This is a genomic window from Candidatus Poribacteria bacterium (assembly GCA_021162805.1).
Taxonomy (GTDB): domain Bacteria; phylum Poribacteria; class WGA-4E; order B28-G17; family B28-G17; genus JAGGXZ01.
Genome location: JAGGXZ010000151.1, coordinates 1 through 24741, shown reverse-complemented (window position 1 = coordinate 24741; position 24741 = coordinate 1). Strand labels below are relative to the sequence as shown.

Sequence of the window (24741 nt, the reverse complement as noted above, 5' to 3'; positions counted from 1 at the left end):
CCCAAACTGAAAGGCAAGCTGAGAGTCGCCCTTATATTTCCGAATACCTACTTCGTCGGGATGTCAAACCTCGGCTTCCAGATCGTATATAGGGAGCTCAACCGACATCCCGATGTAAGATGTGAAAGGTTCTTTCTTGAAGGGGATGTGCCCGGACGTTCGATAGAAAGCAATTCGGCGCTTTCCGAATTTGACGTCTGGGCTTTTTCCATTCCCTTTGAGATCGATTATCTGAACCTACCGATATTTCTCTCCTATTTCAATATCCCATTTCTCTCAAGCGAAAGAGGACCGAGGGATCCGATCATCATGGCGGGCGGAATCGCCCCGTCCATTAACCCCGAACCTATAGCGGAGTTGATGGATCTGGTTTTCATCGGTGAGGCGGAGGGGAACCTTAGCCTGCTCCTCGATCGACTTATCTCATGGAAGGAAAACCGGATCTCGCGCGATGAGCTTATGGAGGAGCTCTCCGAGCTTGAAGGGGTATACGTCCCTTCGATTGGTATCGGACGGAGAAAAATCAAATGGCTCCGGGCAGGGGAAATGGATTCGATCGAGCCATGTTCCGAATTGGTGACGAATGAGACCGAGTTTTCGAACATGTGGCTCTTGGAGCTGATAAGAGGCTGCGGCAGAGGTTGTAGGTTCTGTGTTGCCGATTTCACCCATCGTCCGCCTAGATTCCTCTCCGTGAAAGCTGCTCTGAAGCTGGCGAAAAGAGGAATGAGATATACCGACAGAATCGGGCTATTAGGCGCTGCCGTCTCCGATCATCCTCACATAGAGGAGATCGCCCATCGCCTTGTCAAGATGGGAGCCAGCATATCGATCTCCTCCCTGCGCGCCGATTCGACGAGTGATGAGCTGTTAAAGGCCCTGGCTCAGGGCGGAGTTAAAACCCTTACCCTCGCCCCTGAGGTGATACTGCCCGATTTGAAATCGGCGATCAACAAAGACATACCGAACGAGACGATCATCTCGGCCCTGGAGAGGGCGATATCGTTCGGAATACCAAACCTTAAGCTTTACTTCATCACCGGCCTGCCGGATGAAGGAGAGGCTGAGATCGAAGCGATAATCGGCTTTCTGATTATGGTCAGGGAGATTGCCCTCTCATATCCGAGGAGAAATCCCGTCCGGATCAGGGTAACGGTCTCCCCCCTTATTCCTAAACCGCACACCCCTCTGCAATGGATGAGGATGGAGGATGAGAGGGTGCTTTCACGCAGGCTTCATATGATTCGAAAGGAGATCGGCAGGATGGGAGGAGTGGAATTTTCATCCTCAAGCGCCCGGATGGCCGTGATCCAGGCTATCCTCTCGCGCGGCGACCGACGAATTACCCCTGTGATCATCGACACGGCAAACGGTCTCCCTTGGAAACAGGCCTTGAGAAGACACGACGTTCATCCCGAGATTTATCTGGGCGAGATCCCCATACAAGGCGATCTGCCCTGGGATTTTATAGATACGGGCGTGAGGAAGGAATATCTCATAAGAGAGTTTGAGAGATTCAAGAGAGGGCAACCATCATCGGGATGTGATCAGCAGGGTAGGTGCAAGGCATGTGGTGCTTGTTAGGACTGAGAGAGGCTTATCCTATGGGAGGCATATCCTGAGACGGCTCGTGCGAATTCGATCGCTTCCGTTGCTTCATCCTTTCCCGGTATCCCCTCCGGCAAAATGCCTAGCACCGCATCCGGATACCGAGTCGGAATGTAATACTGATCTACGATCTCTATCCCTTTAAACCTCTCGAAGAGATCTTCACCGGTCACCCGATTAACCTCGGCGATTAGATCCACTACCTTGTGGGTACGGGGGACATCTATCCCTTCAGCGACCAATATGGCTTTGAGGGATTTCTCAATGCACTGTTGTGAGTGAAAACAAACCTGATTGTAGATTCCTTCCCTCATTGCCAGCTCGGCCATTCTTATATCCTCCTCACAGAACTGCAACCATTTAAGAGCTTCATCTTTAAAGCTCCCCATTATCACTCTCCCTTTTTTGAAAATCTCCTCTCTCAGAAAGTAGTTGGTCTGTATTGCCCTTTCAACCTCCTGAGGAGTATAAACCAGAAGATCAACTCCTACTCTCGGCTTCAGTACCTCTATCACCTCTTTAACCCTCTCGAAGAAGGGTTTACGACTCTCTTTGATTATGACCAGATCTATGTCGCTCCACCGGGAGATCGCACCTCTGGCGAATGAACCGAACAGGATCACCCTCTGAGGCAGGATATGCCTTTGGATCTTCCTTTTCATCCTAAGCCATTCACTGATAAGATTTCTTTTCCTCTCTTCGCTCACTACCTACCCGCGCCTCCGCTTAAAGATAATGAGGGTGAAAGGGAGGGAAATTAGGCGTTTATCCCCAGTTCCTTGATGAGCCTGGAGAGGTAGGTTCTCTGTATGTTCAATATCTGGGCGGCTTTCGTCCTGTTTCCCCCCGTCTGCTGTAGAACCCTCATGATAAGCCGTCTTTTGAACTCCCTCTGTGCTTCCTCCAGGGTGGTTATTTGAGCTGGCACCTCTGGTTCATGTGACCTGAGGTTAAAGGGGAGATCATCGGGCTGTATGATCTGCGACTTGGTGAGCACCACGGCGTGTTCCACGGCGTTTTCAAGCTCCCGAACGTTTCCCGGCCAATGGTAGCTCATAAGCATGTTCATCGTCTCCTCCGAGAACCCAACCACCTTCTTGTTGGTCTCCGTCCGGTATTTGCGTAGGAAATGCTCCGCCAGGAGAGGTATATCCTCGGGCCGTTCCCGAAGCGGCGGGACAAAGATAGTTATGACGTTGAGTCGGTAATAGAGATCTTCTCGGAACTTGTTTTCCGCCATCAGTTGTTCGAGGTTCTGATTCGTCGCCGCTATTATCCTGACGTCCACCTCGATCGTTTTAGTCCCACCAACTCTTTCAAACCTCCTATCCTGTAGGACCCTCAGCAGCTTGACCTGGAGCGCCGGAGGCATATCACCTATCTCGTCCAGGAATATGGTGCCCTTATCAGCCAGTTCAAATCTACCCAATTTTCGGGCGATAGCTCCCGTAAAGGCCCCTTTTTCATGTCCAAAGAGCTCGCTTTCCAGGAGGGTATCGGGCATTGCCCCGCAGTTTACGGGGATGAAAGGCCCATCACATCTGGGGCTTGCCCGATGAATGGCTCTGGCGATCAGCTCCTTTCCGGTCCCACTTTCGCCCCGTATGAGGACGGTGGAATTGACCTGTGCCACACGCTTGGCCATATCTATGACATCAAGCATCTTCTGGCTTTTGGCGACGATATCCTCAAACTCTATCTCGCCGAGCTTTCTCCGAAGCGAGCTGTTCTCCTCCTGAAGCATCCCGTAGAGTTTTGCGTTTTCGATGGCTATCCCGGCGAGGTTTGCGAATATCGAGAGGTGATACAGGTCCTTTTGTGTGAAGGCAGATCCATCCGATTTGTTTATCACCTCTATGGCTCCTATCACCTTCCCTTTAGACCGCATCGGCACACATAATATCTCCTTGCCCTCATACTCCAGCATCTCCGCTATATCGCGGGCATGTTTCGGCTCCAGACGAGCATCCTGCGTCATGAAGGGTTCACCTGTTTTGACGACCCAACCTACGATCCCCTTGCCGGGCTCCAACCTGACCTTTTTTACCTCTTTTTCCCTTATTCCCGTGGCGCTGGCCACATACAGATCCCTCTCCTTCTCATCGAAGAGCCATATTGAACTCGCCTCCGCATGTAGGATCTCCACAACCTCATGTAGCGCCCGATCCAATACCTCCTCCAGATCAAGGGAGGAATTCATCGTTCGGCTTATCTCCAGAAGCCCAACCAACTCATCTCTGGTCAGGCTGTCGCCGGGTATTTTCAGGACATCGTCCAAACTATCACCCTGTCGCTGGGGGAATCTCCTAGGGATTACGTTTTCAATTATACTACTATGGACGGTCGGACGTCAACTGCACTAGAAAGCCGCCTGATAAATCCTGATCATATCCTCGAAGGTGACCTTGCGTGGGTTGACCGCTAAATGGCCGCTTTTCATAGCGTCCTCAGCCATTTTGGGGATCGAATCGCTCTCGACACCGACGCTGGAGAGGGAAAGCGGTGCCCCTATATCCATCGCCAGCTTTCGGACCGCCTCCGCCGCTAGTAAAGATGCCTCCCTCACCGTCTGAGCCGATTCACCCATCGCATAGGCTATATGCGCATACTTGGTCGGATTGCCGATCCGATTGAACTCTATCCCGTGAGGCAGAAGTATCGTATTGGCTATCCCATGGGGTACATCATAAAGGGCGCTCGGCGGAAGGGCCATCGCATGCACGATCCCTAACCTGGTGTTCGTGAACGCTATACCGGCCATATTACTCGCCGTAAGCATGTTCTCAGCGGCAACCGGATTGGCCGGATCGGCAACGGCGGGCGGCAGGTTCTTGGAGATGATCTCTATGGCGGTGAGGGCGAAATTCTCGGTATAGGGATTAGCGAGCTTGGAGACATAGGATTCTATAGCGTGCGTCAGGGCGTCCATCCCAGCGGCGATCACAACCGAGCGGGGAGCGGTGGACAGGGTCAGTGGATCGAGTATCGCCACCTTAGGAGCTAACAGACGACTCCAGACGACGAACTTATAGTTTCTCTCCGTATCGGTCACCACCGATGCGAACGTGACCTCGCTGCCCGTTCCAGCGGTCGTCGGAACGGCTATTATAGGCAGAGGTGGATTTTGAAACTTATCGGCACCTTCATAATCGCAGATCGAACCGGGATTAACGGCCATCACAGCCATCGCTTTGGCAGCATCTATGTTGCTCCCTCCTCCCACGGCGATTATCAGGTCAAATCCGTCGGAGAGGAGAATCTCTTTGCCCTTTTCAACCGTCCTAACGGAGGGATTGGGCTCGACCTCCGAGAAGATCTCGTAACTTATACCCGCATCGCTCAGGGAGTTCCTCACCTCATCGATTAACCCCGTCTTCAATATTTTCGGCCCCGTAACTATAAGGGCTCTCTCCCCTTTAAGCCCTTTCGCCTCCTCGCCGACGCTTTTTATGGCCCCGACGCCCTTAATTACCTTCGTGTAAAGCTGGAAGGTCATCTCGACCGCCATTGCTGTACCTCCTATTGGAGTATTTGATGACATTCGTCAGGTGACACCAGCTTACCGTAGGAGAAGACCAGATATATCCCCTCAGATCGGATTCTATCCTGAACTTCCGGTCGAGCTCGGTAGCAAAAACACACGGGAAAAACCTCTCCTTCCAAATTTCGACGGGCCCGCGCAATCTGTCTGACGAATTTTCTGACCTCTTTGAGAGTCAGATTATGTTTGGCTTCCCCGACGATCCATATCCTTCTATCAGGATGGGCAGGATCGGTGGCTTGGCCGAAGAGATTGACCTCCACCTCCTTACCATCCCATCTCTGCCATGATCTCTCGAGCGGACCAACCTTCCACCCGTATTCCCTCCTTAACACATCATGCACCACGATGTATGCGATATCCTCTATATCTCCTCCTACGGTATCGCTCAGACCTCCCAACTGTTTGGCCAGATTCTGGAGAGCTTTCTCCGTCCGTGCCTGAGCCTGAGCAAGCTTCTCCACAGCTGCCTCAAGTCCTGTAACCCTCTCTTCTGTCCGCGCCTGAGCTTGGGCAAGCTTCTCCACAGCTGCCTCAAGCCCTGTGACCCTCTCTTCTGTCCGTGCCTGAGCCTGAGCTAATTTCTCTATAGCCGCTTCAAGCCTTGTGATCCGTTCCTCTGCCTGTGCCTGAGCCTGGGCAAGCTTCTCCATAGCTTCCTCAAGTCCTGTAACCCTCTCTTCCGTCCGCGCCTGAGCCTGAGCCAACTTCTCCACGGCTATCTCAAGCCTTGTGACCCTCTCTTCTGTCTTGGCTTGAGCTTGAGCAAGCTGCTCCAAACGTCTCTCGGTACGTTCTTGGGCCTGGATGAGCAAGGTTACCGTTTCTTTCAGTTCGCGGATATCCTCCCGCAGAATGCTAAAAGGCTTCAACTGGGATATCACTCGTCCCATAACATCCGCCAGCACTTCAGCGCTATGAGGATCGAACGCTTCGCTCAGGTCTTCAATCAAAGCACGTCGATCTATTATCTCCCATTTTTCCATCGTTCTGCTCCCTTTTTATCAGGCGACGTTAGACACGAAGGTTTTGGTGAGTTTAAACAACCTATCCAATCTGTAAAGTCTATCCATCAGTATCGAACAGAGAGTGGAGATCAACCTATAGGAGAGGCCTGGATCGCTTGAGAGGATCTCATTAAACCTCCGCCTCGGCAGGAACCTTATGAAAGCCCCCTCTGATATAACGGTGGCTGAGGTTTTAGATCGATCGATCACCGACATCTCGCCGAATATCTCCCCCTCGTTGAGCAATGCCAGCAACACCGGTTTATCCTCCTGGAAATCCACGACTCGTACTGAACCTCTATCTATGAAGTATATACCCGATCCATCGGAACCCTTCTTGATTATGACCACACCTTCAGGGTAAAACCTACCGTCCTCGAAGAGATCCTTGAGCTCTTCAGAGTTCATCCGATCAAGCCTCACCATCAGGGGAAATCCCTCAAGCGCTATCATCTGATCGATCAATCTCTGACCGATTTCAAGTCCGACATATCCGAACCGCTCGGTATAGAGCAAGTTCATCTCCCTGACCCTCCTGGGCAAGGTCATGTATAGTCTGTAGAGGAGAGCCTTGGCCTGATCGCCCTTTTCACGAAGGATGGAAAGAACCTTCTCCCGATTTATAACGCCGAGTTCGAGATCGCTTTGAGCTTTAATCGTAGCGGTTCGGGGTAAATTGTAGAAGATCGACATCTCGCCGAGCACCTCGCCGGGACCTAAGCGTGCCACCGATATCTCATCCAGATAGATGCTGACGAAGCCATCTTTGATATAGAACATCTCATCCCCCACATCTCCTTCGTGACAGATTACATCGCCGGCTTTAAGGGTCCGAACCTCCGAGAAAAGCTCCGCCAGCATCTGTCTGTTAAGCGCTTCAAGGATCGCCCCGCTGAGTCGTTCACATATTTCCTCCACATCCTCGGGGCCTATTTCACCATAAGCAGGACCTATAGATGAAAGGAGAAGGTTATCCAGGGAGTTAAGCAACAGCTTCTGTTCCCTTTCGCTCAGGTTCATGAAAAGCGTGGTAGCGGTTTTGGCCGTCTCAGAGGTCATATTGGCAACCTGTTGAACCTGTCTGTAAATCATGTACTCCCTTAATCCCTCGATCCCCTCAAGTCCGGCTATAAATTGATAGGCCTCCTCACGGGCGAATTCGGTTGTGATCAGCCTATCAGGTGGGATAGCAGTGAGAACTTCCTTCCCCTTCCTCACGATAGCTTCATACGAGAGATCGATCTTCGCCCTCTGTGCCTCATCTATGACGCTCGTATCCTCCTCGTCAAGAGGGGCAATTTGCTCCGCTGTCACGGAGAAGATATGACCCATTGACCTCAGCAGCTTAATTATCAGCGGATTATTTATCCCCTTGCTCGAGACTCTGTCATGGACGTCTGAGCTGTAATTGGGTGGGAAACAGTGTAAAGGTCCATAATTGACAGTCGCGTGGAACTTGACGATCCTAATACCGTTATCCCGGCACCATCTACCCACCCTGGAGGCCGAAATTATGGGATCTTCGCCCTCGACGTTGTAATGGCCCGGGTCAAAGGTGACCCCGAAATTGCGATTCAACACCTCAGGATCAAGCATGCCTTTCAGCTTTTCCAGCACCGATATAAACGCCTCTGAATCCTGTCTGAAGCCGGTTTGATAGTAATTCTCCAGGGCAACGACGACATCACTTCCAGAGGCGCTGTTTATTATCTCGATTATCCTTTCCAGCGATTCGGGATCGACGAGGTGAATCACAACTGCCTCCGCCCCTGTCTCCCTGGCCAATTCGATCACTTCCTTCATCAGCTCAACGTTTTCGGCAGGATCGTAAAAGAGCTGTCTTCCTGACGGATCAGGTGAAGAGTAAGGCCCGACAATCGGGGAATGATATGATAACCTCACGTTTAGCTCCTTTGAGATATAACGTAGCTGATGACGTTTGTTCGGTGGGATCTCACAGGGTAGCAACTTGGTTGGATTAAACGGGTGAAAGTCCAGCGCTATCTCCACCCCTTCAATCCCTTCTTTTGCCGCCTGTATCAGATGTTCGACAGGGTCCCATACATCCCTATGCCAAAAGGTAGACATGACGACTCTTCTGGGGTCGGGATTTGGCTGGAGATTTACGTCCGGCACGTTCCTCAAAAACCGATCCAGATATGAAAGCGCCAGCACCAACACAAGTTCCCTAAGTCTTTCCGACTCCACCTCGCCTCCCAGTAGAAAGCTCGGTGCGTGCTCATAGAGGATGGCCAGTCTGGTCAGAAAACATTCTCCCACGTGTGGATATGAGATCAGATCATGAAGATCGGGGAATTCCTCTGCCAGATTTAATATCAGATCGAGCGTTTCCCGGTTGGGTTTATATCTGTATACGTTCATAGCGTCATATTCCCAATCAACAATCTATCGAGGATTCTCCGCTGAACGCCCTTTCAAGCCTGCCGTCAGGGAGTCTAACAAGTAATTCTCCCTGCTCGCCGATATCCAAGGCTAACCCTCCAATCCGACATCCATCTGTGATTAATCTCACCTGCTTGCCTAACGTCCAGGATAGTTGTCTGTACTCCGAAAGGAGGGTTAACCATTCGCCGGAATTTATCTCCTTATATCTCGGTTCGAACTCCGACAGGAACAGATCTATTAATTCGAGCCTATCCAGATATCTACCGGCCAATTCGCTTAAAGAGGTGGCCTTCGGTCTGATATCAATTGGAAAATCATCTTCCGACATGTTGACGTTGATCCCTATCCCCAAGGCCGAAAACGGTCTTCCGCTCAGGTCTAGCCCTGTTTCAATGAGGATTCCCGCCACCTTTCTTCCTTTAACGAGGATATCGTTCGGCCATTTGATCATCGCCTTCATTCCGATCATCTTTGAAACCGTCATCGCTACCGCCACGGAAGCAGCGAGGTTCAAAGCTCCTATCTTTTCCAGGGGGAGGATCGGTCTGAGAATCAGGGACATCAATACCGAAGTCCCAGGTGGAGCCACCCATCTTCTGCCGAGCCTTCCTCTCCCGTTGGTCTGATAATCGGCCAGGATCAGGGTGCCTTCGGGCATGCCCGACCGGGCAAGTCGAATCGCATCATCGTTAGTTGATCCAGTTACGTATTTGAACAGTATCTCGGAGACAAAACGGCTATCCATCATCCGGATACCAGCTTCATACTCATATCGACGGGCGTAGCTGAGTGGGTCAGGGCACCGATCGATATGATATCTACCCCTATTTCGGCTATTTGCCGAACGTCCTTTAGGGAGATTCCGCCTGAGACCTCCACAAGTGCCCTGCCATCTATCATGTTCACCGCCTGACGGATCATTTCGATAGGCATATTGTCCAGCATTATGATGTCCACATGAGCTCTAAGCGCCTCTTCGACCCCCTCTAGAGTTTCAACCTCGACTTCTATCTTCATCGTGTGGGGGGCTTTTTCCCTAGCGGCTTTGACGGCCGCCGTTATGGAGCCCGCGGCAGCTATGTGATTATCCTTTATAAGCACTGAATCATATAGCCCAAGTCTATGGTTATATCCCCCTCCGACCCTAACGGCGTATTTCTCCATCTCCCGCCAGCCGGGGGTGGTTTTTCTCGTATCGGTGATCTTAACCGGAAATCCTTTAACCTCCCTGACGAACTTCGCCGTCAAGGTCGCTATACCGGAAAGCCTCTGCAGAAAGTTAAGACCCGTCCTTTCTCCGGTCAGGATGGACTCAACCGAACCCTTCAGTGAGCAAACTACCTCACCATATCTTATCTCCTCGCCGTCCTCCTTCTCAAAGGAGATCTCAAGGTGGGGATCGATCTCAGCATACACCGCCTTGAAGAACTCCATGCCGGCCAGAATGCCGTTGTCTTTAGCGATGATGATAGCTTCCCCGCGGAGCCCTATGGGCAGCACGAGTCTGGAGGTAATATCACCTAACCCTATATCCTCCTCAATGGCAAGCCGAATTAACCTCATGGTTAAAGGAGATATCATCTTCGACCGTGCCCTCCTGAGAGGAGATTTATGAATGCCACGAAGATAGCCGACCCTATTATGGACCATATCACGGGGAATCTCTCATTCCCCACCCTAACGGAAAATATAACGGGTAGCCCCAGCTTAATTGCTATCCAGCTCCCTATAACGGCGCCGATAAACCCGAGGGCGATCGAGACCAGACATCCCCCGCGCGAATAACCGACGATCGCCTTGCCAATAGAGCCGCATACAGCAGCTATGAGCAGAAGGATCAGAATCTGGACTACAGACATATGTTCCCCGATCAGGAAACCTTGATGAAGGTAATTTTAACACATTAGATGCTTTTTTGCAATTATCCCAACTCATCGACAGCGGAGAACACCCGAGTAACGGGCAATTTCCGCTCTAACAGCGAACTAGGGCTTTTCAATGATTTCCGCTGGGGTAAGGTATGATCTGTAATCGCCTTCCTCAGGGCACGTTATAAGCGCAAGCTAGAGCATTAAATCCAAAACCGTCGGGTAGCCAGAGGAATTAATGATATACCGACGCCGAGGAAGGAGAGAAAAGCGCCTATCAGGAAGGAAGTTGGCAGATAGTAGAAAACGATCTGCCTCCTACCCCGATCCACCTTCGTCGCTATTATCCCTCCCAGCGGGATCACCTCCCCTCCACCCTTCACCCTCCAGCCCGGATCGAAATTTTGATTCACGCACAGATACCCTTTATGGGTTATATCGGCGATGATTTCGATCCGATTGGGCGACCAGAAGGCTATTTCGACCTTCCCCTCGCCATCCTTCAGGAAAACCTCACCCCTATACCTGGGATCATCGGATGGGATAGCTTTGATCGGCAGGTGAACCGGTTCATATCCGTCAATCGTTCCCTCGTTCCTCAGGAAAGCCTCAAGCATGGCGTGGTTTGAACCTTTGATCTGCCGAAACTCCTCTCTTCTGACGGGGTGTTTTGGAGGATATGGGAAAGCTTCGAAGAACGCTTTCGAGCTGACGAGGATCAGGTCGGAACCGATGAGAAACAGGAGCCCCAAACATATGAGGCTCCCGACCTTCCAACCCAATTTGCCTGATAGCAGATACCTCTCCACCCAGGAGAACCCTTTCCCCGCTATGAGCGCCGATCCGAACAGGAAGACCACCAGGAACCTGGACGGAACCCTCATCGAGCTGAAGAAAGGGAGCCGATGAAGCAGGCTCCAAGGCGCTAACGGGTGAAATTCGCCGAAAGCTAAAAGGAGGAAAAGAAGAGTCGTGATGAGGAGCGGAAACCCCCTCCTTCTTCTGATGGAGGATATGACGCCCAAGGTGAGCAGCATCAGGGGCACGACACCCATGTAAGTGCTGTACTCGTGCCACTCCCACCGTGTATCGCCATAGCGGGGCGTACCCGATCTCATCCTGTTCAGAAAGATCCTCGGTAGCAGGGAGAAGCTTAGGTGATCGTTCATCCCCGTAGGTCTGGGATGATGGTGTAGGAACGAGAGGGTGGGCAGGAGCTTGACGGCGCTCAGCAGAAATCCCATCCCGACCATCACGCCCAAACTGATCAGGGGTGAGAGGGTTCTCCTCCGCAGGGCGAGGCAGACGGAATAAAACCCCAAAAGCAACAACGTATACGGGGTGGGATACGTCCCGCCCTCAAGTATCATCAACGCTATGAACGCCGATCCGGCTAAAGCGTATAAGAACCGTTCCCGAGATTTCAGGTAGAAGAACACCACATATGGCATATAAGCGAACGCCATGAACCAGGTGTGTCCCTCCGTCAGATGCATCGCATACGGTGTGCTGAGGGCGAAGAGGAGAGGGGGGAGATAAGCGGAGAAACGGGTTAACCCCATCTGTTTTGAGAGTAAAAACATGCCGAACATGGCGATCACCACATGTAGCCATATCTCCAGCTTTATCCCGATGACGGTTCCGAAGGGGAGGTGTAGGAGGAAGAAGGGGGATAGAAACCTCGCCTGGGGGTTAGCCAGCATGACGTTGCCGCCGCAGTAATACGGGTTCCAAAGTGGAAACTGATGGTATCTCAGGATGGTATCTCGAGGGACGGCGTGGTAGAAGAGATGTTGATCCCAATCATCGATTCCCCAATTCCCGATCTTATAAAAAACCGCCCTACACAGGATCGAGGCGGCACAGACAAAGATCACTAAGGGGATCAGAGCGGATCTGCTCATAACTTAAATCTCACTAAGGCGGATTATCCTCCCCTCCTCCAGCGATTTATAAGCGGCTATCACCACTTCCAACGATTCATAAGCATCTCTTCCCGATGTCAACGGTTCCCTCGATTCCTCCATGCAATCCACGAAATGGGATATCTCCCTCCTGAAGCTGGACTCAGGGGTTACCTCAACTTTAAGCCCTTTAGGATATTCCTCGGAGTAAAGCCACAGCCCTCCTTCCCTTGCGAGCGTTCCTTCGCTGCCGTGAATTCTGAAGAGTGAGCCGCCGAATTTCGTAGCCCAGCTGAACGAGAGAACTCCTACGGCGCCGTTTTGAAACTCCAAAGACAACGCCGCCGTGTCCTCCCCCTCCAACCCTCTTACGAAACTGTTTGAGAAGAGTGAAACCCTCTCCACATCCCCTACGAGCCATCTCATCAGATCGACGTAATGGATCCCCGCCGAGATAACCCCTCCACCACCTATCTTCTCCCTCTTATAGTGGAAATCCTTCAACCCCGGATATACCTCATATTGGAATCTAGCCAGCGTTATCCTCCCCAGTTTACCGCTATCTATTATCTCCTTCGCCTTCTCGTTTTCAGGCTCAAACCTCATGCAATGCCCGACCATCAGTATGACTTTGTTCTTCTCGCACGCTTGAACCATCTCTTTAGCTTCCTTGAGATTTCTAGCCATCGGCTTTTCGATCAGGACATGTTTTCCTCTTTCAGCAGCCTTGATCGTCGCCTCGGCGTGCAGATAATGCGGCAGGCAGATATCCACGGCGTCTATATCCTCCCTTTCAAGCAGGGGTTCATAATCGGTGTAGAACTCCTCCGCCCCGAGTTGGTTTGCTCTCTCTTTCGCCCTTTCGGGGATTAAATCGGCAGTTGCGACCACCTTAGCTTTCTCCTTGACGGAGTTCCAACCGTCCGCATGGGCACGGCTGATCCCTCCGCAACCGATAAGCCCCACCCTTATCATCTCATTAACCTCCTCCATATTTAACGTCGCCCCAGGTGATGGTCAGTTTCCCTTTCCGATGGAATAAATGAGCCCTCTCATTCGTATCCCCCCTTTCATCTTATCTTGATAGCTCCCCATTTTGTGGCGAGTTTGTTTGAAGGTAAAACCGCCATTGCCTGCACCATCCCTTTCATGATCTGTTTTATCTCGTCCTGGGACAACGCTCTGTTGAACACCACCACCTCGTCTATGATCCCATCGAAAGCTTCGGGAGGACAAGCTCAATAACATTCAAATTTAAACGCTTATAATATACCACAAATGTTCAAATCCGTCAAGAAACTTCTCCCGGCAACCATCCATTCCATGGATTCCTGCGATTTCGCGCTTGCCTTTGAGCTCAGTTCAATGATATTATTTTTATCACGGAGGTGAAACGCTGTGTTAACGGAGGAGAGACGACTCAAGATATTGGAAATAGTTGAGAGCGAAGGGAAAGCGGAGGTCAAAACCCTAAGCGAGCTTTTAGGTGTAAGCGGTATAACCATAAGACGCGACCTCCAAATTCTCGAAAAGGAAGGTCTACTGAGAAGAACCAGGGGAGGAGCGCTTCCAAGAGGAACAAAACTTGAGCCTCCTTACAGCGTTCAGGAGAAGAGGTTCCTTGAGGATAAAAGGAGGATCGGCGCTGAAGCCGTGAAACTCATAGAGGATGGGGATACCATCATACTTGAGGCGAGCACGACCGTCCTTCAAATCGCTAGGAACCTCAAGAACAAAGGAAATATCACCGTGGTGACGAACTCGATAACCATCGCTCACGAGCTCCTTTTCCGAAGAGGGGTGGAGGTCATCCTCACGGGCGGCGAGCTGAACTTCAACAGCCTCGCGCTCCTGGGCCCACTAGCTGAGAGATGTTTTGGGGAATTGACCGTTGATAAAGCCTTTATCGGGATAAGTGCCATTGATGAGGAGGGCATGAGCACATCAACCTTAACGGAAGCCAGCGTGAAAAAGGCGATAATAGCCTCCGCAAGGGAGGTCATAGGCGTTGCAGATCATAGCAAATTCGGTCGAAGGGCTTTCGCATACGTCGCTCCTATTGAGAGTTTGAGCAAGCTCATCACGGATAAAGAGGTTCCAGGGGGAATCATCGAGAAAATAAAGGGGAAAAGCGTTCAAGTTATATTGTGTTAGCCATCCTCCACAATATCAGCTTGTCCCTTTCATATTGAGCTTCCCAATCCCACGCTTCTCTCCCCGGGACCGCATCAGGATGAGAGGAGTAGAACCTGTATAACTCGGTATAGGTCGTGGCAGGCATATTTCTCCTTTTAACTTCCCTCATGAGAAGTTCCATCGTCCTACAATCCTGGCTTATCCTATATATGCTGTGTGGGTGATATACCAGGGATATGTAATCCAGGCCGAGGGAGATAGCCTTGTCTATCCAGATCTTTTGGACCTCAACTTCCTCCTCAGGGTTCCTTGGCGGGCGGTTCGGGATCCCCCACATGAGCACAGGCGGCCAGGGTAGGCATAGTCTCGGTTCGGAACTTTTGAGCACGTTGTCATGCCATCCATGTCCGGGAAGCTCCAGAAGTTTCGGTATCCCTTCCTCGTCATACCAATACGCCTGCTGAAGGCCGGAGGGAATGGAATCAGCCGGTCCCCTCAGGTCCGTGCTTATATACTTAACCCCGCACTCCCATATCACCTTAAGTCTCTCCCTCTCTCCCTGCAAACCTCTGTAAAACCCGCATCCGCTTCTGACCCCCAAACACTCCCTCCCGAAGGTATCCTCCACGAGCTTCTTGCCCAGTGATATCTCATCCCTCAGCTCCTCCAACCCTATCCCTGAGCCGTGCATGAGGTTATCCTTAAGGAGACGGTGGGAGTATGTGTGGGATTGAAGGTCGAAGAGCGGATCCTCTCCGAAGATCTCCCTGAGGGTATCCCCGTGACTCTCTAAGACCCTCCCCAGGATGAAGAAGGTAGCGGGTATATCATACCTTTTATGTATTTCCACCAGCTTACCTGCGGCCTTCACACAGAGATCGCTCTCAAGGTCATACGCGAAGATGTAACTGGTCATATCCCTCTCCTTTCCGAGGCGCTGAGCCCCTATTGGATTTTCAACCCAGAGGTCCCGTAGCTACCGGTTCCCTCCTGAAGAGGAGGGAGAAAAGGACGGCGAGCGATTTCGGAATCTCACTCCTGATGGCCCCCCTGAGCTCGTCAAAACCCCGGTATCCCAAAGCGAGGAGCAGGAAATCGCGCCGCCCGAGATCGAGAACGCATTTCGGAGCGCTCCCCTCCTCCACCTTAATCCCCTCCTCCGTCACGGCGATCTTCGCGGCCTGATCTTCCACCCGTATCTCAAAGGTCCCCATCCACGGCGGGGATATATCGATCCGGCGCAACCTTCTCGACCACTCCGGGGTTACGGCTCTGAGGAACCGCTTCAAATCGATCAATAAGAGCATGTTCGACGCCGGATATGAGTTGAGCTCACGAAGGACGAAATAAATCCCTCCTTCCACAAGCTTGTTCTCAACGGCGTGGTCAAACGGCAATCTGCCCAGGATGCGTTTCACGCCCCGTCTATACAGCTCAAGCAGGATCTTTCTCACAAGTGAGGGAAGAGCTGAGGGATGGGATAGATCGAAGGCGCCATGGATGTCGGCCTCCTCGCCGTGGACATGGGCGAAGATGTAACCGTGAAGTTTTCCTTCCTCCTCGTAAACCCATCTCAAACCTGATCTATCCGGTCCACCTTCCTCCGGCCTCGGAGGTGTCTCCTCTACGATCGAGCCCGTTCGAGCACGGTTGAAGAGATCATATAGCCTTCTCCGCTCGGGCCAATCCCTTCGAGGTTCATAAGCCCTTATCTCCCCCTTCTCCGGCGTTAGAGCCAGGAACTCCTCCGGCTGTAATGTCATGGCGCCCGCGCGGGCGGGTTCGATCGGGAACTCATAGAACCTCCTTGGGAAGGGGACATAGCCGAAACGGCTGTAGAACCGGATGAGCCCGCCCAGCCGTGAGATGTGAAATCCCTCCTCCCTCATGAACCTAACGACCTCTCTCATAAGCGTTGTTCCCAAACCCTGCCCTTGAAGCTCCCTCCTCACGCTCACATATCCCACGTCGCCCTTAAGGATCGTCGCCTCCCCGTAGCGGAGTTTGTCCCTTCCGATCCTCGTCACGCCCACGATCTCGCCGTCCATCTCCAGCACGAGGAAGTTCCTCCATCCTTCGGCGAGCCTTCTCCAGCTCTCCCATCTCTCCGATCCCCGTTCTATCCCGAATGCCGAGACCATAACGGCGTGGATTACCTCTACATCCCGATCGATCGCTCGCCTCACCCTAATCCTCTCGCCGTCCATATCTTCACCTCATAAGCGAAGGATCATCGGGACTATGATACCACCGGACTGATCTGGTGTCAATCGGGAGGTTTCATGTCCCTGAGTGAACTTTCCACCTCGAACCCAGGTGTTGGTTAAGTCTGACTGAACGCTGGTTTCGAAGGATCAGATATGGCGCATCATGTTGGAGGAGTAGTGGCGCAAATACAGGTAATACACCTCATCTCCAACCACTGCCTTTTCAAACCTGGCTATCTCCTTCAGGGAATATCTCGAAATCATCTCATCGCTCAGCCGGTAGTTGAGGACGAGCAGGCAACCTTTCTTCTCCCTCAAGCTCAGTTTCACAGCCCTTTCAAGTATCTCTTTAACCGTCAAAGGCTCGGTCCTCTTCTTATCCCAAATGACGAAGGAGCCCACCCTATCGCCCCTGGGGTAATAGATTTCCCTTTCCAGATACCCCACCACCGTGCTGGCTGTGAAATCGGTATCTCCTACGATCAACATCCCTTCCATCCCCTCTCTCCTGATGAAATCTGCTGTCGCCTTACCTTGTGAGAAGACATACATATAATCCATGACAGCCCCAGCAATCCCGCCGGCGAGGTGGATGAACAGGATCACGGTCAGCACCTTGTTCAGGCTTCTTTCAATAATGAGGCTGAGCTTTCCGATAGGGTTGAAGATCCTGACATCTCGACAGTAATTTGAGATCCAGATGGAGCTTACGAACGATATGAACAGGAAACCGTGATGCCGCATCGAGCCGAAATATTTCGTGTAGAAGAACGAACAGAGCCCTAAGGTTCCGATCAGATAGATCAAAAGGGCAGCCGGTTTCCTGATGAAGAGCAGTATCCCATAAAGCAGGATCAAACATCCTAAAGATAGCTTTACCACCTCGGAGCCTGGGAGTTGGTCCAAGATGGCGGTGTTCCAGAAATGGAAGGTGAACCTGGGTATCGGTATGAAAGCTCTCGGTATGAGGTTGAAAACCTTTTTGAGGTGGTCAGGATCGAAATCGGTCTTCCACCCGACGGCGAAACCGGAGTCGGGCGGAGGATTCAGTTGAACCACGGAGGTGATGATCCCTGAAACGATGAGAAGGAAACCCAAACACACCGTTATGTTCGGGCGATCCTTCGAGAGAAGGATATCTAAGGACAACCCCAGGCATATGGATATGACCAGGATGAGGGCGTGGACGCTGGTGTGAGCTAGGAAGAAAAGGATGAGACCTAAAAGCGGGAATCTCCCTGAACGTCTGGGAAGAAGGGAACAAAAGAGGAGAAGCAGAAATAAACCGGGGGCGTAATTCCTGCATATCACACAGTATTCGTAAAACGGGAAATAGCCGAAAGTGAAGAGCGCTTTCTGAACCTTAGTGAAAGGCGAAAACCTCAAAAACAGATATACGCTCAAGCAAGCTATTATCAGATGAAACGGTTGCATTGCAATAGGCGAAGGGGTTATGCGTGAGAGAGGGAAAAGGGATAAATGCCACACTCCAGGATGTCCCTCATATTTCAGGTTTTTGAGAAGTTGAACGGGGGAGGAGCTGTCCTTGGCAAGAAGCCAAGCTTGTATTTCATCCCTCCACATTTCATGGCGTGAGGCGTTTAGGGCTCCCAAGATCAGAAAGATGAAGATAAGAGCTCCAGCATATCTGTTGTCATGAGATGACATCCCGCTTATCCTCTCTTTTTTCATCCAAATATAGCATTTCGTCTAACCCTCGTCAAGCGAAGGAAAAAATAGGAAAAGTTGCTTTGGAAGGGGGATTTAGGGGCACGCACAGGGGTGCGCCCCTACCATGCCTGATTATACCAAATCATTGAAAAGCCCTCGGTGATATGCTACACTTTTGAAAAATATGAGCGAAACTTAAAAGGGGTGAGGAGGGATGAAAAGGCTAGGGTTTATCGGATTGGTCGTCGTAGGTCTGGTGTTTTCAAACCTGGGGTATGCCCAGATTGACCTCAAAGAGGCAGCGGTCGGAGTGTGGCTCTTCGACGAAGGTCGAGGAGATAAGGCTAAAGATTCCTCCCCTAACGGCAACGACGGGATACTGAAAGAGGGCCCGGAATGGGTGAAGGGGAAATTCGGATACGCTTTGAGGTTTGACGGGAAGGACGATTACGTTCAGATCCCGCCCTCTTCTCTCTTCAACTCTGAGAAGTTCACGGTGGTCTTCTGGATGTTCCCTGAGACGATAGGAGGCAACAACCCGCCCGGCTCCGGTTCCTCAACCTTGGTGGTCACAAACGGAAACCCCGGCGATGGCGGTGGTGGAAACTGGTGGTTTGAACTCTGGAACAACGGAAACTTCGAGTTCAAAAGCTGTAAACCGGACTGCTCAGCGGCGAAGACGAGCATAAACGTCCCGAACAAATGGTATTTCATAGCAGGGTCGTTTGAAGGCGGCACATACAAGCTATATGTGGATGGGAAATTCGTCTCCTCCGGCCCTAACGACGTGAGACCTGAGGAGAGAGGGCTGCTCATCGGGAGCGGTCTCTGTCCCGTCGGACATGGCTGCGATAAAGGTTACTTCAAAGGGATCATCGACGATGTCGGTATCTTCAACGAGGTTTTAGAGGAGGGTGACCTTAAGAAAATTATGGAAAAAGGGTTGGGGTCGGTGCTGGGCATAGTCGCAGTTGATCCCTCAGGCAACCTTCCGATCATCTGGGGGGATATCAAAACGGCTTCGGTGACTCCCTGAGGGGGAGCGAAGATGACATCCCGTGATCGGTTCCCAAAAACGTTACGTTTCGAGAAACCCGATCTCCCCTTCGTCAAAACGCCCGGCGCGTGGGTGGAGACATACCAACGGTGGCGCCGAGAAGGATGGGACGGACGAGCTCTACATGAGATATTCGGAACCGACCTGATACTCAACATCGGGGTTTACTACGGTCCCGTCCCCCAGTTCCAACGCCAGATCGTGGAGGAGGACGAGAGAACTATCACCTACATAAACCACGAAGGGATACTGATGCGCGAATTCAAACAATACGGCGGCAACTCCAGCATGCCCCAGTTCCTGAGGTTCCCCGTGGAGAACGAGGAGGATTTCGAGAGGTTCAGACGTGAACGGTTGGGGTTGAACTTCCATCTGCGTGCGCCCCAGGATTGGAAGGCGAGGGTGGAAAGGCTTAAAAACCGCACATACCCGCTTATGTGTTTCGCCGACAGATGGGGAGGGTTCTTCGGTCCCCTGCGCAACATGATGGGGCTGGAGAACCTATGCTTGGCTTTCTACGATCAACCCACCTTGATCGAGAGGATGATGGAGGAGAGGGCTGAGTCGATCATAGCCATCACGGAAAAGGTTTTGGAGGATGCGGAGATCGATATGTTCGCTTTCTGGGAGGATATGGCTTGCAAGACCGGTTCTCTGATCAATCCGCAGATGTTCCGAAAGTTCGCCCTTAAATATTACAGGAGGGTGTGTGATTTCCTCCGGAGCAGAGGGGTTGAGTTCATCTTTCTGGATAGCGATGGGGATGTGAGAGGACTGATACCGATCTGGCTCGACGCTGGGATAAACGGGATATGGCCGTGTGAGGTGGCAGCGGGGATGGATGTGGTCGAACTGCGTCGGGAGTACGGTCGGGATCTTCTGCTGATCGGAGGGATCGATAAACGGGCGGTGGCTGTGGGGGGCGAGGCGATGCGGAGGGAGGTCGACAGGGTGATGCCGCTGGTGGAGGAGGGAGGATACATACCGGACTTGGACCACGGCGCCCCGCCGGACATCTCCTGGCCGAACATGTGTGAGTATATGGAGTATCTGTTATACAGAACGGGTAGGGGGTGAAGCTCCCATCGGAGAAACTTAACACGGAAAAGGAGGGATCAAGGTATGAGAACCTCATTGGTAGGTATCGCTTTAGTCTCCTTGATTTTAATCCCAGTTGGAAGCCTATCCGCCGGGTCATTTCTCGATGACGCCGTGGGGATATGGCTGTTTGACGAGATGAGGGGCGATACAGCCCACGATACATTGAAAAGCCCTAATGGTTAAATTCCTGCTTGACGAGGGAGGTGATATGCTACATTTCTAGGGAATATGAGCGACCATATTATACTACGGGGAGGTGTATGTCGTGAGGTTAAAATATGAGCGAACCCAGCCAAGGAGGTTCGCAGGCAGCGTGTAATTCCTAAAGAGAGGAGGAGACGGGCGATGAAAGGTTTAACGATGCTATGCGTTAGTTTAATCGCTATCGGGTTGGCGCTTACAGGTGTAAGTAGCGCCAAGGTGAAGCTCGAAGATGCCATCGCTGTGTGGCTCTTCGACGAAGGTAAAGGGGATATAACAAAGGATGCGTCCGGAAACGGCAACGATGGTAAGTTGAAAGGCGGTGTTAAATGGGTTGATGGCAAATTCGGTAAAGCGCTGGAGTTTAACGGTAAAGACGCCTGCGTTTCAACTGAGAAGAAACTCCTCGATAGCTTGGACGCTCTCACGATAGTGCTCTGGGCTAAACCGGGGGATATAGTTGCAAGTAGAGTGGGATTAATAGGACAAAACGACGCTGTGGAGTTCGGTTTTATCAATCCCAACACGGTCCAATATTGGACTCCCACCACCCACGGGGTAGACGCAACCTATAGGTTTCCCAAGAAGGAGTGGCATCACATAGCTGCGGTTGCAAGCTCGAGCGGCTCAGCGGTTTACCTCGACGGAGAAGAAGCTGCTAAAGGTAGCCCCGGCAAACCCGAAACCTCCAGCTATAACGTTAACATCGGAGGGTGCGGTGTTTTCGATCCAGGCGGCAATTGGTTCATCGGCATCTTGGATGAGGTTGCCATCTTCAAAGTCGCTCTGGAAAAGGACGAGATCAAAGAAATTATGAACAAAGGTCTTGGAGCTGTGCTGGGTATAACCGCTGTCTCTCCCGATACGAAGCTCACCACGACCTGGGGAAGGATAAAGGAACAAAGCAGATAGGGTCTCAGCCGAAGGGAAAACAGGCTTGAACGCCGGTGGGAGTATGATGTCTCCCGCCGGCTTTTTATCAACTATGGAGGAGAAACGATGGTTCAGAGCATAGATCCTATGTTCTTCAGCGTAACCGAACCGGTGATCTCCTTCGATAAATCCTCTCTCATGTGGAGAATAGAGAATGAGAGAATCTGTAGGGTAATTCAATATGACATCCAGAGGAGAGGATTTTACACCGTATCGTTTTTAGATAAACGGATGGGGAGGGAGTTTATAAAATCCCCAAGCCCCGAGGGGTTTTTGAAGCTTCAAACCGGTGAGCTGATCGATCTGGGGGAGGATTTCGAACTAGGGGGATACGCCGAGAAGGAACGAAAGGATATTAAAGGAGGCGGGGTGTACGGGTTGGTCATTCACGCCCTCGGGGTGGGGAAGAACAAGGGTATCCGGATAGAGATCAACTACGATATCTACCCCGGAGATGAACCGTGGATTACAAAATGGTTCTCCGTTCAAACCGAAAGGGAATTGGGCGTCGTGGAGGAGATCTGCCTGGACCGGCTGAGCTTGAAGGAGAGGGATTTCGCTCGATACGCCTTCGAGCCTTACTCAACCTTATCTGTGTTTTACAGCGATGATCTGGAAGGAGGGATTTTCGCCTCAGTGGGAACTTACAACTGGAAGGTCGAGCTCGAAAAAGATAAGGGTATTCTCGAGATCGGTTATCGCCCGAATATCGATCTGGATAAGTATTTAAAGATGGTGGGCGGAGATACGGCTAAGATCTGTGAGGGGGTGTTCGACGGCGACAAAGAGAGAGCGGTATGGATATATGAACTTTTCCTCATCCATCGTTGGTTGAAAGCCAACTGTTTCAGCATAAAACCTATGTATGAGGTTTGGTTCAGAGGTGAGATGCGGGATGGTTACTCGTGGGATGAGAACCTGTTGAAGAAGCTCATTCCGATAGTGAAAGAGTGTGGGTTCAAGATATTCTACCTCATACCTGACCGGTGGGAGTTTCGGGATTTAGAACCTTCCGTTTTCGGCTTGGCTGAGGGGGATAGTAGGGCAGTAGAGGCTTATCCGAACGGGTTTTCCAAAGATAACCCTGAGAGTCTTCCGGGCGCCTGTCGTGAGGCGGGGTTGGAGTTCGGCATCCATGCCTTCGGCTTCAACTATCCTCCTGATGATTTCCCGACCGTAGATAGATATGCCGAGGCGTTGGCGAATTTCGTCAGGGAATCCGGGGCGACCTTCCTCTGGTATGAAGATCGTGCCGGTGCGGAGTGGTGGAGACATGCTTTTAAACGTTTGAGCGAGAAGGTTCGAGAGGCTAATCCTGAGATAGCCATCGCCAGAACGTGGGAGAGACTCGTTGAGTTACACGATATGGCTGAGGGTGCCGCCCCGTGGGATGCTGAGGGACAACCTTACTTGAATTACTACAAGGCTATCTGGCCGGATCAATTTTTCCTAATAGTCAACCAGTGGAGGGAGTTCTGCGTGAAGTGGTGGTTCCGTCCTTCATTTCTGACGTTGACTCAGATGGCGTGTCCCCTTTTCAACGCTTGGCCCCTGCGCAACAGAGGGTTGCAGAAAGTGACCAACACGGCAGGGTTAGAGTTCATGCTGGCTTCGACCGCTTTTACAAGCCCTATGCTCGTTGCAGGAAGGATAGAGGAGACCTCCAAGAAGGAGCGGCGGATGATCAGAAAATGGGTTGAATGGAATTGGGAGAACAGGGGGTGGCTCCAATACAACCAGCCGCTCGAAATCGTTGAAACCAATCTGATGGGAGTGGACGGCATAATGCATCTGAGAAACCTTTATAAAGGCAGATACGGCTATATCGGCGTTTGGAACAAGGACAGATATGCGAAGGCTAAAATCTCCCTCCGTATCGATCCGAGGAAGTATATGATCGATATGGAGATCGAAAGGTTAAAGGTGATAGATTGGAGGAAGGGGAGAACCATTGATAAATGGAGGAAGGAGGGCGAGACGGTCGTTATAGAGGAGCTGGAAATTCCTCCCCGAGATTTCCTCATCTTGGAGTTAAGAAGCAAGTGATACTCTCCACCGCCTGCGGTGGGGAGTATCACTTGTGCATCTGGGACGGATACAATTGCGGGTGGGAAGGGGAGATGGGCCGTGAACGCACACGGTGCTTTGCATGTTGCGATGGTTTTCGTGATCGCCTCGGTCGCATGGGCGCAGGTGGCGTGGGTTCGTGAAGCGGAAAATTTTGACCGATGGGATGAAGACGGCATCTTTGCACCGCACATCGGATACCGAAATGCGGCGTCGGGTGGGAAGTTCGTCGTGGTGCGCAGCCGCGCGACGGGTTACCCAACGTGGGTGGAATACGATGTTGAAGTGAACGGTGGAGTTTACGAACTGTGGTTGCGGTGTGGTGGTAACAATACGCGTCAAGCGGCGAAAGTGAGCATTGACGGCGGCGAGCCAATCACGGTGGTTGACCAACCCATGCTTCCGCCACACATAAAACCGCCGAAGGATGCACGTGAGCGCTCCCGCATGTTGGAGAACACGTTTCGCGAAGTGCGCGTGGGCTTTGTGAAACTTTCACGCGGTCGCCACCGAATTCGATTGGCGTACGCGGAACTTGAAGGCACTTCAAATTCGTTCGGCGTGGATTGGTTGAAACTCATCGTCGCAAGGAAACTCGGTGAGCCGATCATTCGTGTCGGTGACAAGCCACAACCCGAAGGGCACATCAAAGCGCGGCTCGGCGAGCGCACGCTCGACTTGCTTATTGAAACACCGCAGCGCTACTACGGTCGCGGTGAGTGCGCATTCGCCGCCGTCATGACTCGCAACAACGCAAGTCAACCCCTTAACGGGCTTTCGCTTGACGTGCGCATTTTGCGCGACGGTCGGATGGTGAAGCGGCTTCACCGTGAGCGTTTGTCAACGTTGAAACCGCGCCTGTGGCTCATGCGATGCATTCGCCTGAAAATGCACGAACTTGAACCTGGCGTTTACGAATTACATGCGACGGTTTCAGGTGCGCCGTTGAACGAACCCGTCACCGCAACCCGCGAGTTGATTTGCTCCGAATTTTCCGTGCCCGCGTGGGCGAAGCGTGCGTGCATCACGTGGCA

21 protein-coding genes are annotated in these 24741 nt (G+C 51.8%); 8 read left to right on the top strand and 13 right to left on the bottom strand.

Annotated elements, in window-relative coordinates; translation table 11 throughout:
• Positions 1–60: 60 nt before the first annotated feature.
• Positions 61–1584 (top strand): radical SAM protein, encoded by a 1524-nt coding sequence (locus J7M22_11535; protein ID MCD6507236.1) that lies wholly within the window; start codon positions 61–63, stop codon positions 1582–1584.
• Here the strand turns inward: J7M22_11535 and J7M22_11530 are convergent.
• The 10 genes from J7M22_11530 to J7M22_11485 all read right to left on the bottom strand — a co-directional run bounded on the left by J7M22_11530 (position 1581) and on the right by J7M22_11485 (position 13309).
• Positions 1581–2270, bottom strand: coding sequence for a HEPN domain-containing protein (locus J7M22_11530; protein MCD6507235.1), 690 nt, complete (start codon positions 2268–2270; stop codon positions 1581–1583). The two genes, J7M22_11535 and J7M22_11530, sit on opposite strands and share 4 nt — an antisense overlap.
• A gap of 95 nt (positions 2271–2365) precedes the next feature.
• On the bottom strand, positions 2366–3886 hold the full coding sequence (locus J7M22_11525) for a sigma 54-interacting transcriptional regulator (protein MCD6507234.1): 1521 nt from the start codon (positions 3884–3886) through the stop codon (positions 2366–2368).
• A gap of 81 nt (positions 3887–3967) precedes the next feature.
• Positions 3968–5116 (bottom strand): iron-containing alcohol dehydrogenase, encoded by a 1149-nt coding sequence (locus tag J7M22_11520; GenBank protein MCD6507233.1) that lies wholly within the window; start codon positions 5114–5116, stop codon positions 3968–3970.
• Positions 5117–5127: 11 nt separating this feature from the next.
• Positions 5128–6135 carry a hypothetical protein gene (locus tag J7M22_11515; protein MCD6507232.1) on the bottom strand — a complete coding sequence of 336 codons (1008 nt, stop codon included), beginning with the start codon at positions 6133–6135 and terminating at the stop codon, positions 5128–5130.
• Positions 6136–6153: 18 nt separating this feature from the next.
• Positions 6154–8538: a cyclic nucleotide-binding domain-containing protein gene (locus tag J7M22_11510; protein ID MCD6507231.1), complete on the bottom strand. Its 2385-nt coding sequence runs from the start codon at positions 8536–8538 to the stop codon at positions 6154–6156.
• A 16-nt stretch (positions 8539–8554) separates the two neighbouring features.
• Positions 8555–9310, bottom strand: coding sequence for a biotin--[acetyl-CoA-carboxylase] ligase (locus tag J7M22_11505; GenBank protein MCD6507230.1), 756 nt, complete (start codon positions 9308–9310; stop codon positions 8555–8557).
• A complete protein-coding gene (nadC, locus tag J7M22_11500; protein ID MCD6507229.1) occupies positions 9307–10143 on the bottom strand; it encodes a carboxylating nicotinate-nucleotide diphosphorylase in 837 nt (278 codons plus the stop codon). The genes J7M22_11505 and nadC overlap by 4 nt, the downstream gene beginning before the upstream one ends.
• Positions 10140–10421, bottom strand: a complete 282-nt coding sequence (locus J7M22_11495) for a hypothetical protein (protein ID MCD6507228.1) — start codon at positions 10419–10421, stop codon at positions 10140–10142. Before J7M22_11495 ends, nadC begins: the two co-directional genes overlap by 4 nt.
• 212 nt (positions 10422–10633) lie before the next feature.
• Entirely contained in the window at positions 10634–12334 is a 1701-nt protein-coding gene (locus J7M22_11490) for a hypothetical protein (GenBank protein ID MCD6507227.1), read from the bottom strand.
• A gap of 3 nt (positions 12335–12337) precedes the next feature.
• Positions 12338–13309 (bottom strand): Gfo/Idh/MocA family oxidoreductase, encoded by a 972-nt coding sequence (locus tag J7M22_11485; protein MCD6507226.1) that lies wholly within the window; start codon positions 13307–13309, stop codon positions 12338–12340.
• Positions 13310–13732: 423 nt separating this feature from the next.
• Here J7M22_11485 and J7M22_11480 point away from each other — a divergent pair, with 423 nt between their 5' ends.
• A complete protein-coding gene (locus J7M22_11480) occupies positions 13733–14488 on the top strand; it encodes a DeoR/GlpR transcriptional regulator (protein ID MCD6507225.1) in 756 nt (251 codons plus the stop codon).
• On the opposite strand, the gene J7M22_11475 is transcribed toward J7M22_11480, so the two are convergent.
• From J7M22_11475 to J7M22_11465, 3 genes are all read right to left on the bottom strand, one after another.
• Positions 14475–15386 (bottom strand): polysaccharide deacetylase family protein, encoded by a 912-nt coding sequence (locus tag J7M22_11475; protein ID MCD6507224.1) that lies wholly within the window; start codon positions 15384–15386, stop codon positions 14475–14477. The two genes, J7M22_11480 and J7M22_11475, sit on opposite strands and share 14 nt — an antisense overlap.
• A 40-nt stretch (positions 15387–15426) precedes the next feature.
• Positions 15427–16677 carry a GNAT family N-acetyltransferase gene (locus tag J7M22_11470; protein ID MCD6507223.1) on the bottom strand — a complete coding sequence of 417 codons (1251 nt, stop codon included), beginning with the start codon at positions 16675–16677 and terminating at the stop codon, positions 15427–15429.
• Between the two features lie 147 nt (positions 16678–16824).
• Entirely contained in the window at positions 16825–18345 is a 1521-nt protein-coding gene (locus tag J7M22_11465; protein ID MCD6507222.1) for a hypothetical protein, read from the bottom strand.
• A gap of 217 nt (positions 18346–18562) precedes the next feature.
• Here J7M22_11465 and J7M22_11460 point away from each other — a divergent pair, with 217 nt between their 5' ends.
• The 6 genes from J7M22_11460 to J7M22_11435 form a co-directional block, all read left to right on the top strand.
• Positions 18563–19384 carry a LamG domain-containing protein gene (locus tag J7M22_11460; protein ID MCD6507221.1) on the top strand — a complete coding sequence of 274 codons (822 nt, stop codon included), beginning with the start codon at positions 18563–18565 and terminating at the stop codon, positions 19382–19384.
• A 12-nt stretch (positions 19385–19396) separates the two neighbouring features.
• On the top strand, positions 19397–20482 hold the full coding sequence (locus J7M22_11455; GenBank protein ID MCD6507220.1) for a hypothetical protein: 1086 nt from the start codon (positions 19397–19399) through the stop codon (positions 20480–20482).
• A gap of 45 nt (positions 20483–20527) precedes the next feature.
• A complete protein-coding gene (locus tag J7M22_11450; protein ID MCD6507219.1) occupies positions 20528–20689 on the top strand; it encodes a hypothetical protein in 162 nt (53 codons plus the stop codon).
• Positions 20690–20851: 162 nt separating this feature from the next.
• Positions 20852–21619 carry a LamG domain-containing protein gene (locus tag J7M22_11445; GenBank protein ID MCD6507218.1) on the top strand — a complete coding sequence of 256 codons (768 nt, stop codon included), beginning with the start codon at positions 20852–20854 and terminating at the stop codon, positions 21617–21619.
• Positions 21620–21706: 87 nt separating this feature from the next.
• Positions 21707–23686 (top strand): hypothetical protein, encoded by a 1980-nt coding sequence (locus J7M22_11440; protein ID MCD6507217.1) that lies wholly within the window; start codon positions 21707–21709, stop codon positions 23684–23686.
• Positions 23687–23767: 81 nt separating this feature from the next.
• On the top strand, positions 23768–24741 hold a 974-nt coding region (locus tag J7M22_11435; GenBank protein MCD6507216.1), incomplete at its 3' end, for a hypothetical protein.

Excerpts from the sequence above, each read along its gene's own strand:
- J7M22_11515 (MCD6507232.1), bottom strand. The coding sequence starts at position 6,135 with ATGGAAAAATGGGAGATAATAGATCGACGTGCTTTGATTGAAGACCTG.
- J7M22_11470 (MCD6507223.1), bottom strand. The coding sequence starts at position 16,677 with ATGGACGGCGAGAGGATTAGGGTGAGGCGAGCGATCGATCGGGATGTA.
- J7M22_11535 (MCD6507236.1), top strand. The coding sequence starts at position 61 with ATGTCAAACCTCGGCTTCCAGATCGTATATAGGGAGCTCAACCGACAT.
- J7M22_11485 (MCD6507226.1), bottom strand. The coding sequence starts at position 13,309 with ATGATAAGGGTGGGGCTTATCGGTTGCGGAGGGATCAGCCGTGCCCAT.
- J7M22_11490 (MCD6507227.1), bottom strand. The coding sequence starts at position 12,334 with ATGAGCAGATCCGCTCTGATCCCCTTAGTGATCTTTGTCTGTGCCGCC.
- J7M22_11440 (MCD6507217.1), top strand. The coding sequence starts at position 21,707 with ATGGTTCAGAGCATAGATCCTATGTTCTTCAGCGTAACCGAACCGGTG.
- J7M22_11520 (MCD6507233.1), bottom strand. The coding sequence starts at position 5,116 with ATGGCGGTCGAGATGACCTTCCAGCTTTACACGAAGGTAATTAAGGGC.
- J7M22_11530 (MCD6507235.1), bottom strand. The coding sequence starts at position 2,270 with ATGAAAAGGAAGATCCAAAGGCATATCCTGCCTCAGAGGGTGATCCTG.
- J7M22_11495 (MCD6507228.1), bottom strand. The coding sequence starts at position 10,421 with ATGTCTGTAGTCCAGATTCTGATCCTTCTGCTCATAGCTGCTGTATGC.
- J7M22_11460 (MCD6507221.1), top strand. The coding sequence starts at position 18,563 with ATGAAAAGGCTAGGGTTTATCGGATTGGTCGTCGTAGGTCTGGTGTTT.
- J7M22_11510 (MCD6507231.1), bottom strand. The coding sequence starts at position 8,538 with ATGAACGTATACAGATATAAACCCAACCGGGAAACGCTCGATCTGATA.
- J7M22_11475 (MCD6507224.1), bottom strand. The coding sequence starts at position 15,386 with ATGACCAGTTACATCTTCGCGTATGACCTTGAGAGCGATCTCTGTGTG.
- J7M22_11465 (MCD6507222.1), bottom strand. The coding sequence starts at position 18,345 with ATGTCATCTCATGACAACAGATATGCTGGAGCTCTTATCTTCATCTTT.
- J7M22_11455 (MCD6507220.1), top strand. The coding sequence starts at position 19,397 with ATGACATCCCGTGATCGGTTCCCAAAAACGTTACGTTTCGAGAAACCC.
- nadC (MCD6507229.1), bottom strand. The coding sequence starts at position 10,143 with ATGATATCTCCTTTAACCATGAGGTTAATTCGGCTTGCCATTGAGGAG.
- J7M22_11450 (MCD6507219.1), top strand. The coding sequence starts at position 20,528 with ATGAGAACCTCATTGGTAGGTATCGCTTTAGTCTCCTTGATTTTAATC.
- J7M22_11505 (MCD6507230.1), bottom strand. The coding sequence starts at position 9,310 with ATGATGGATAGCCGTTTTGTCTCCGAGATACTGTTCAAATACGTAACT.
- J7M22_11445 (MCD6507218.1), top strand. The coding sequence starts at position 20,852 with ATGAAAGGTTTAACGATGCTATGCGTTAGTTTAATCGCTATCGGGTTG.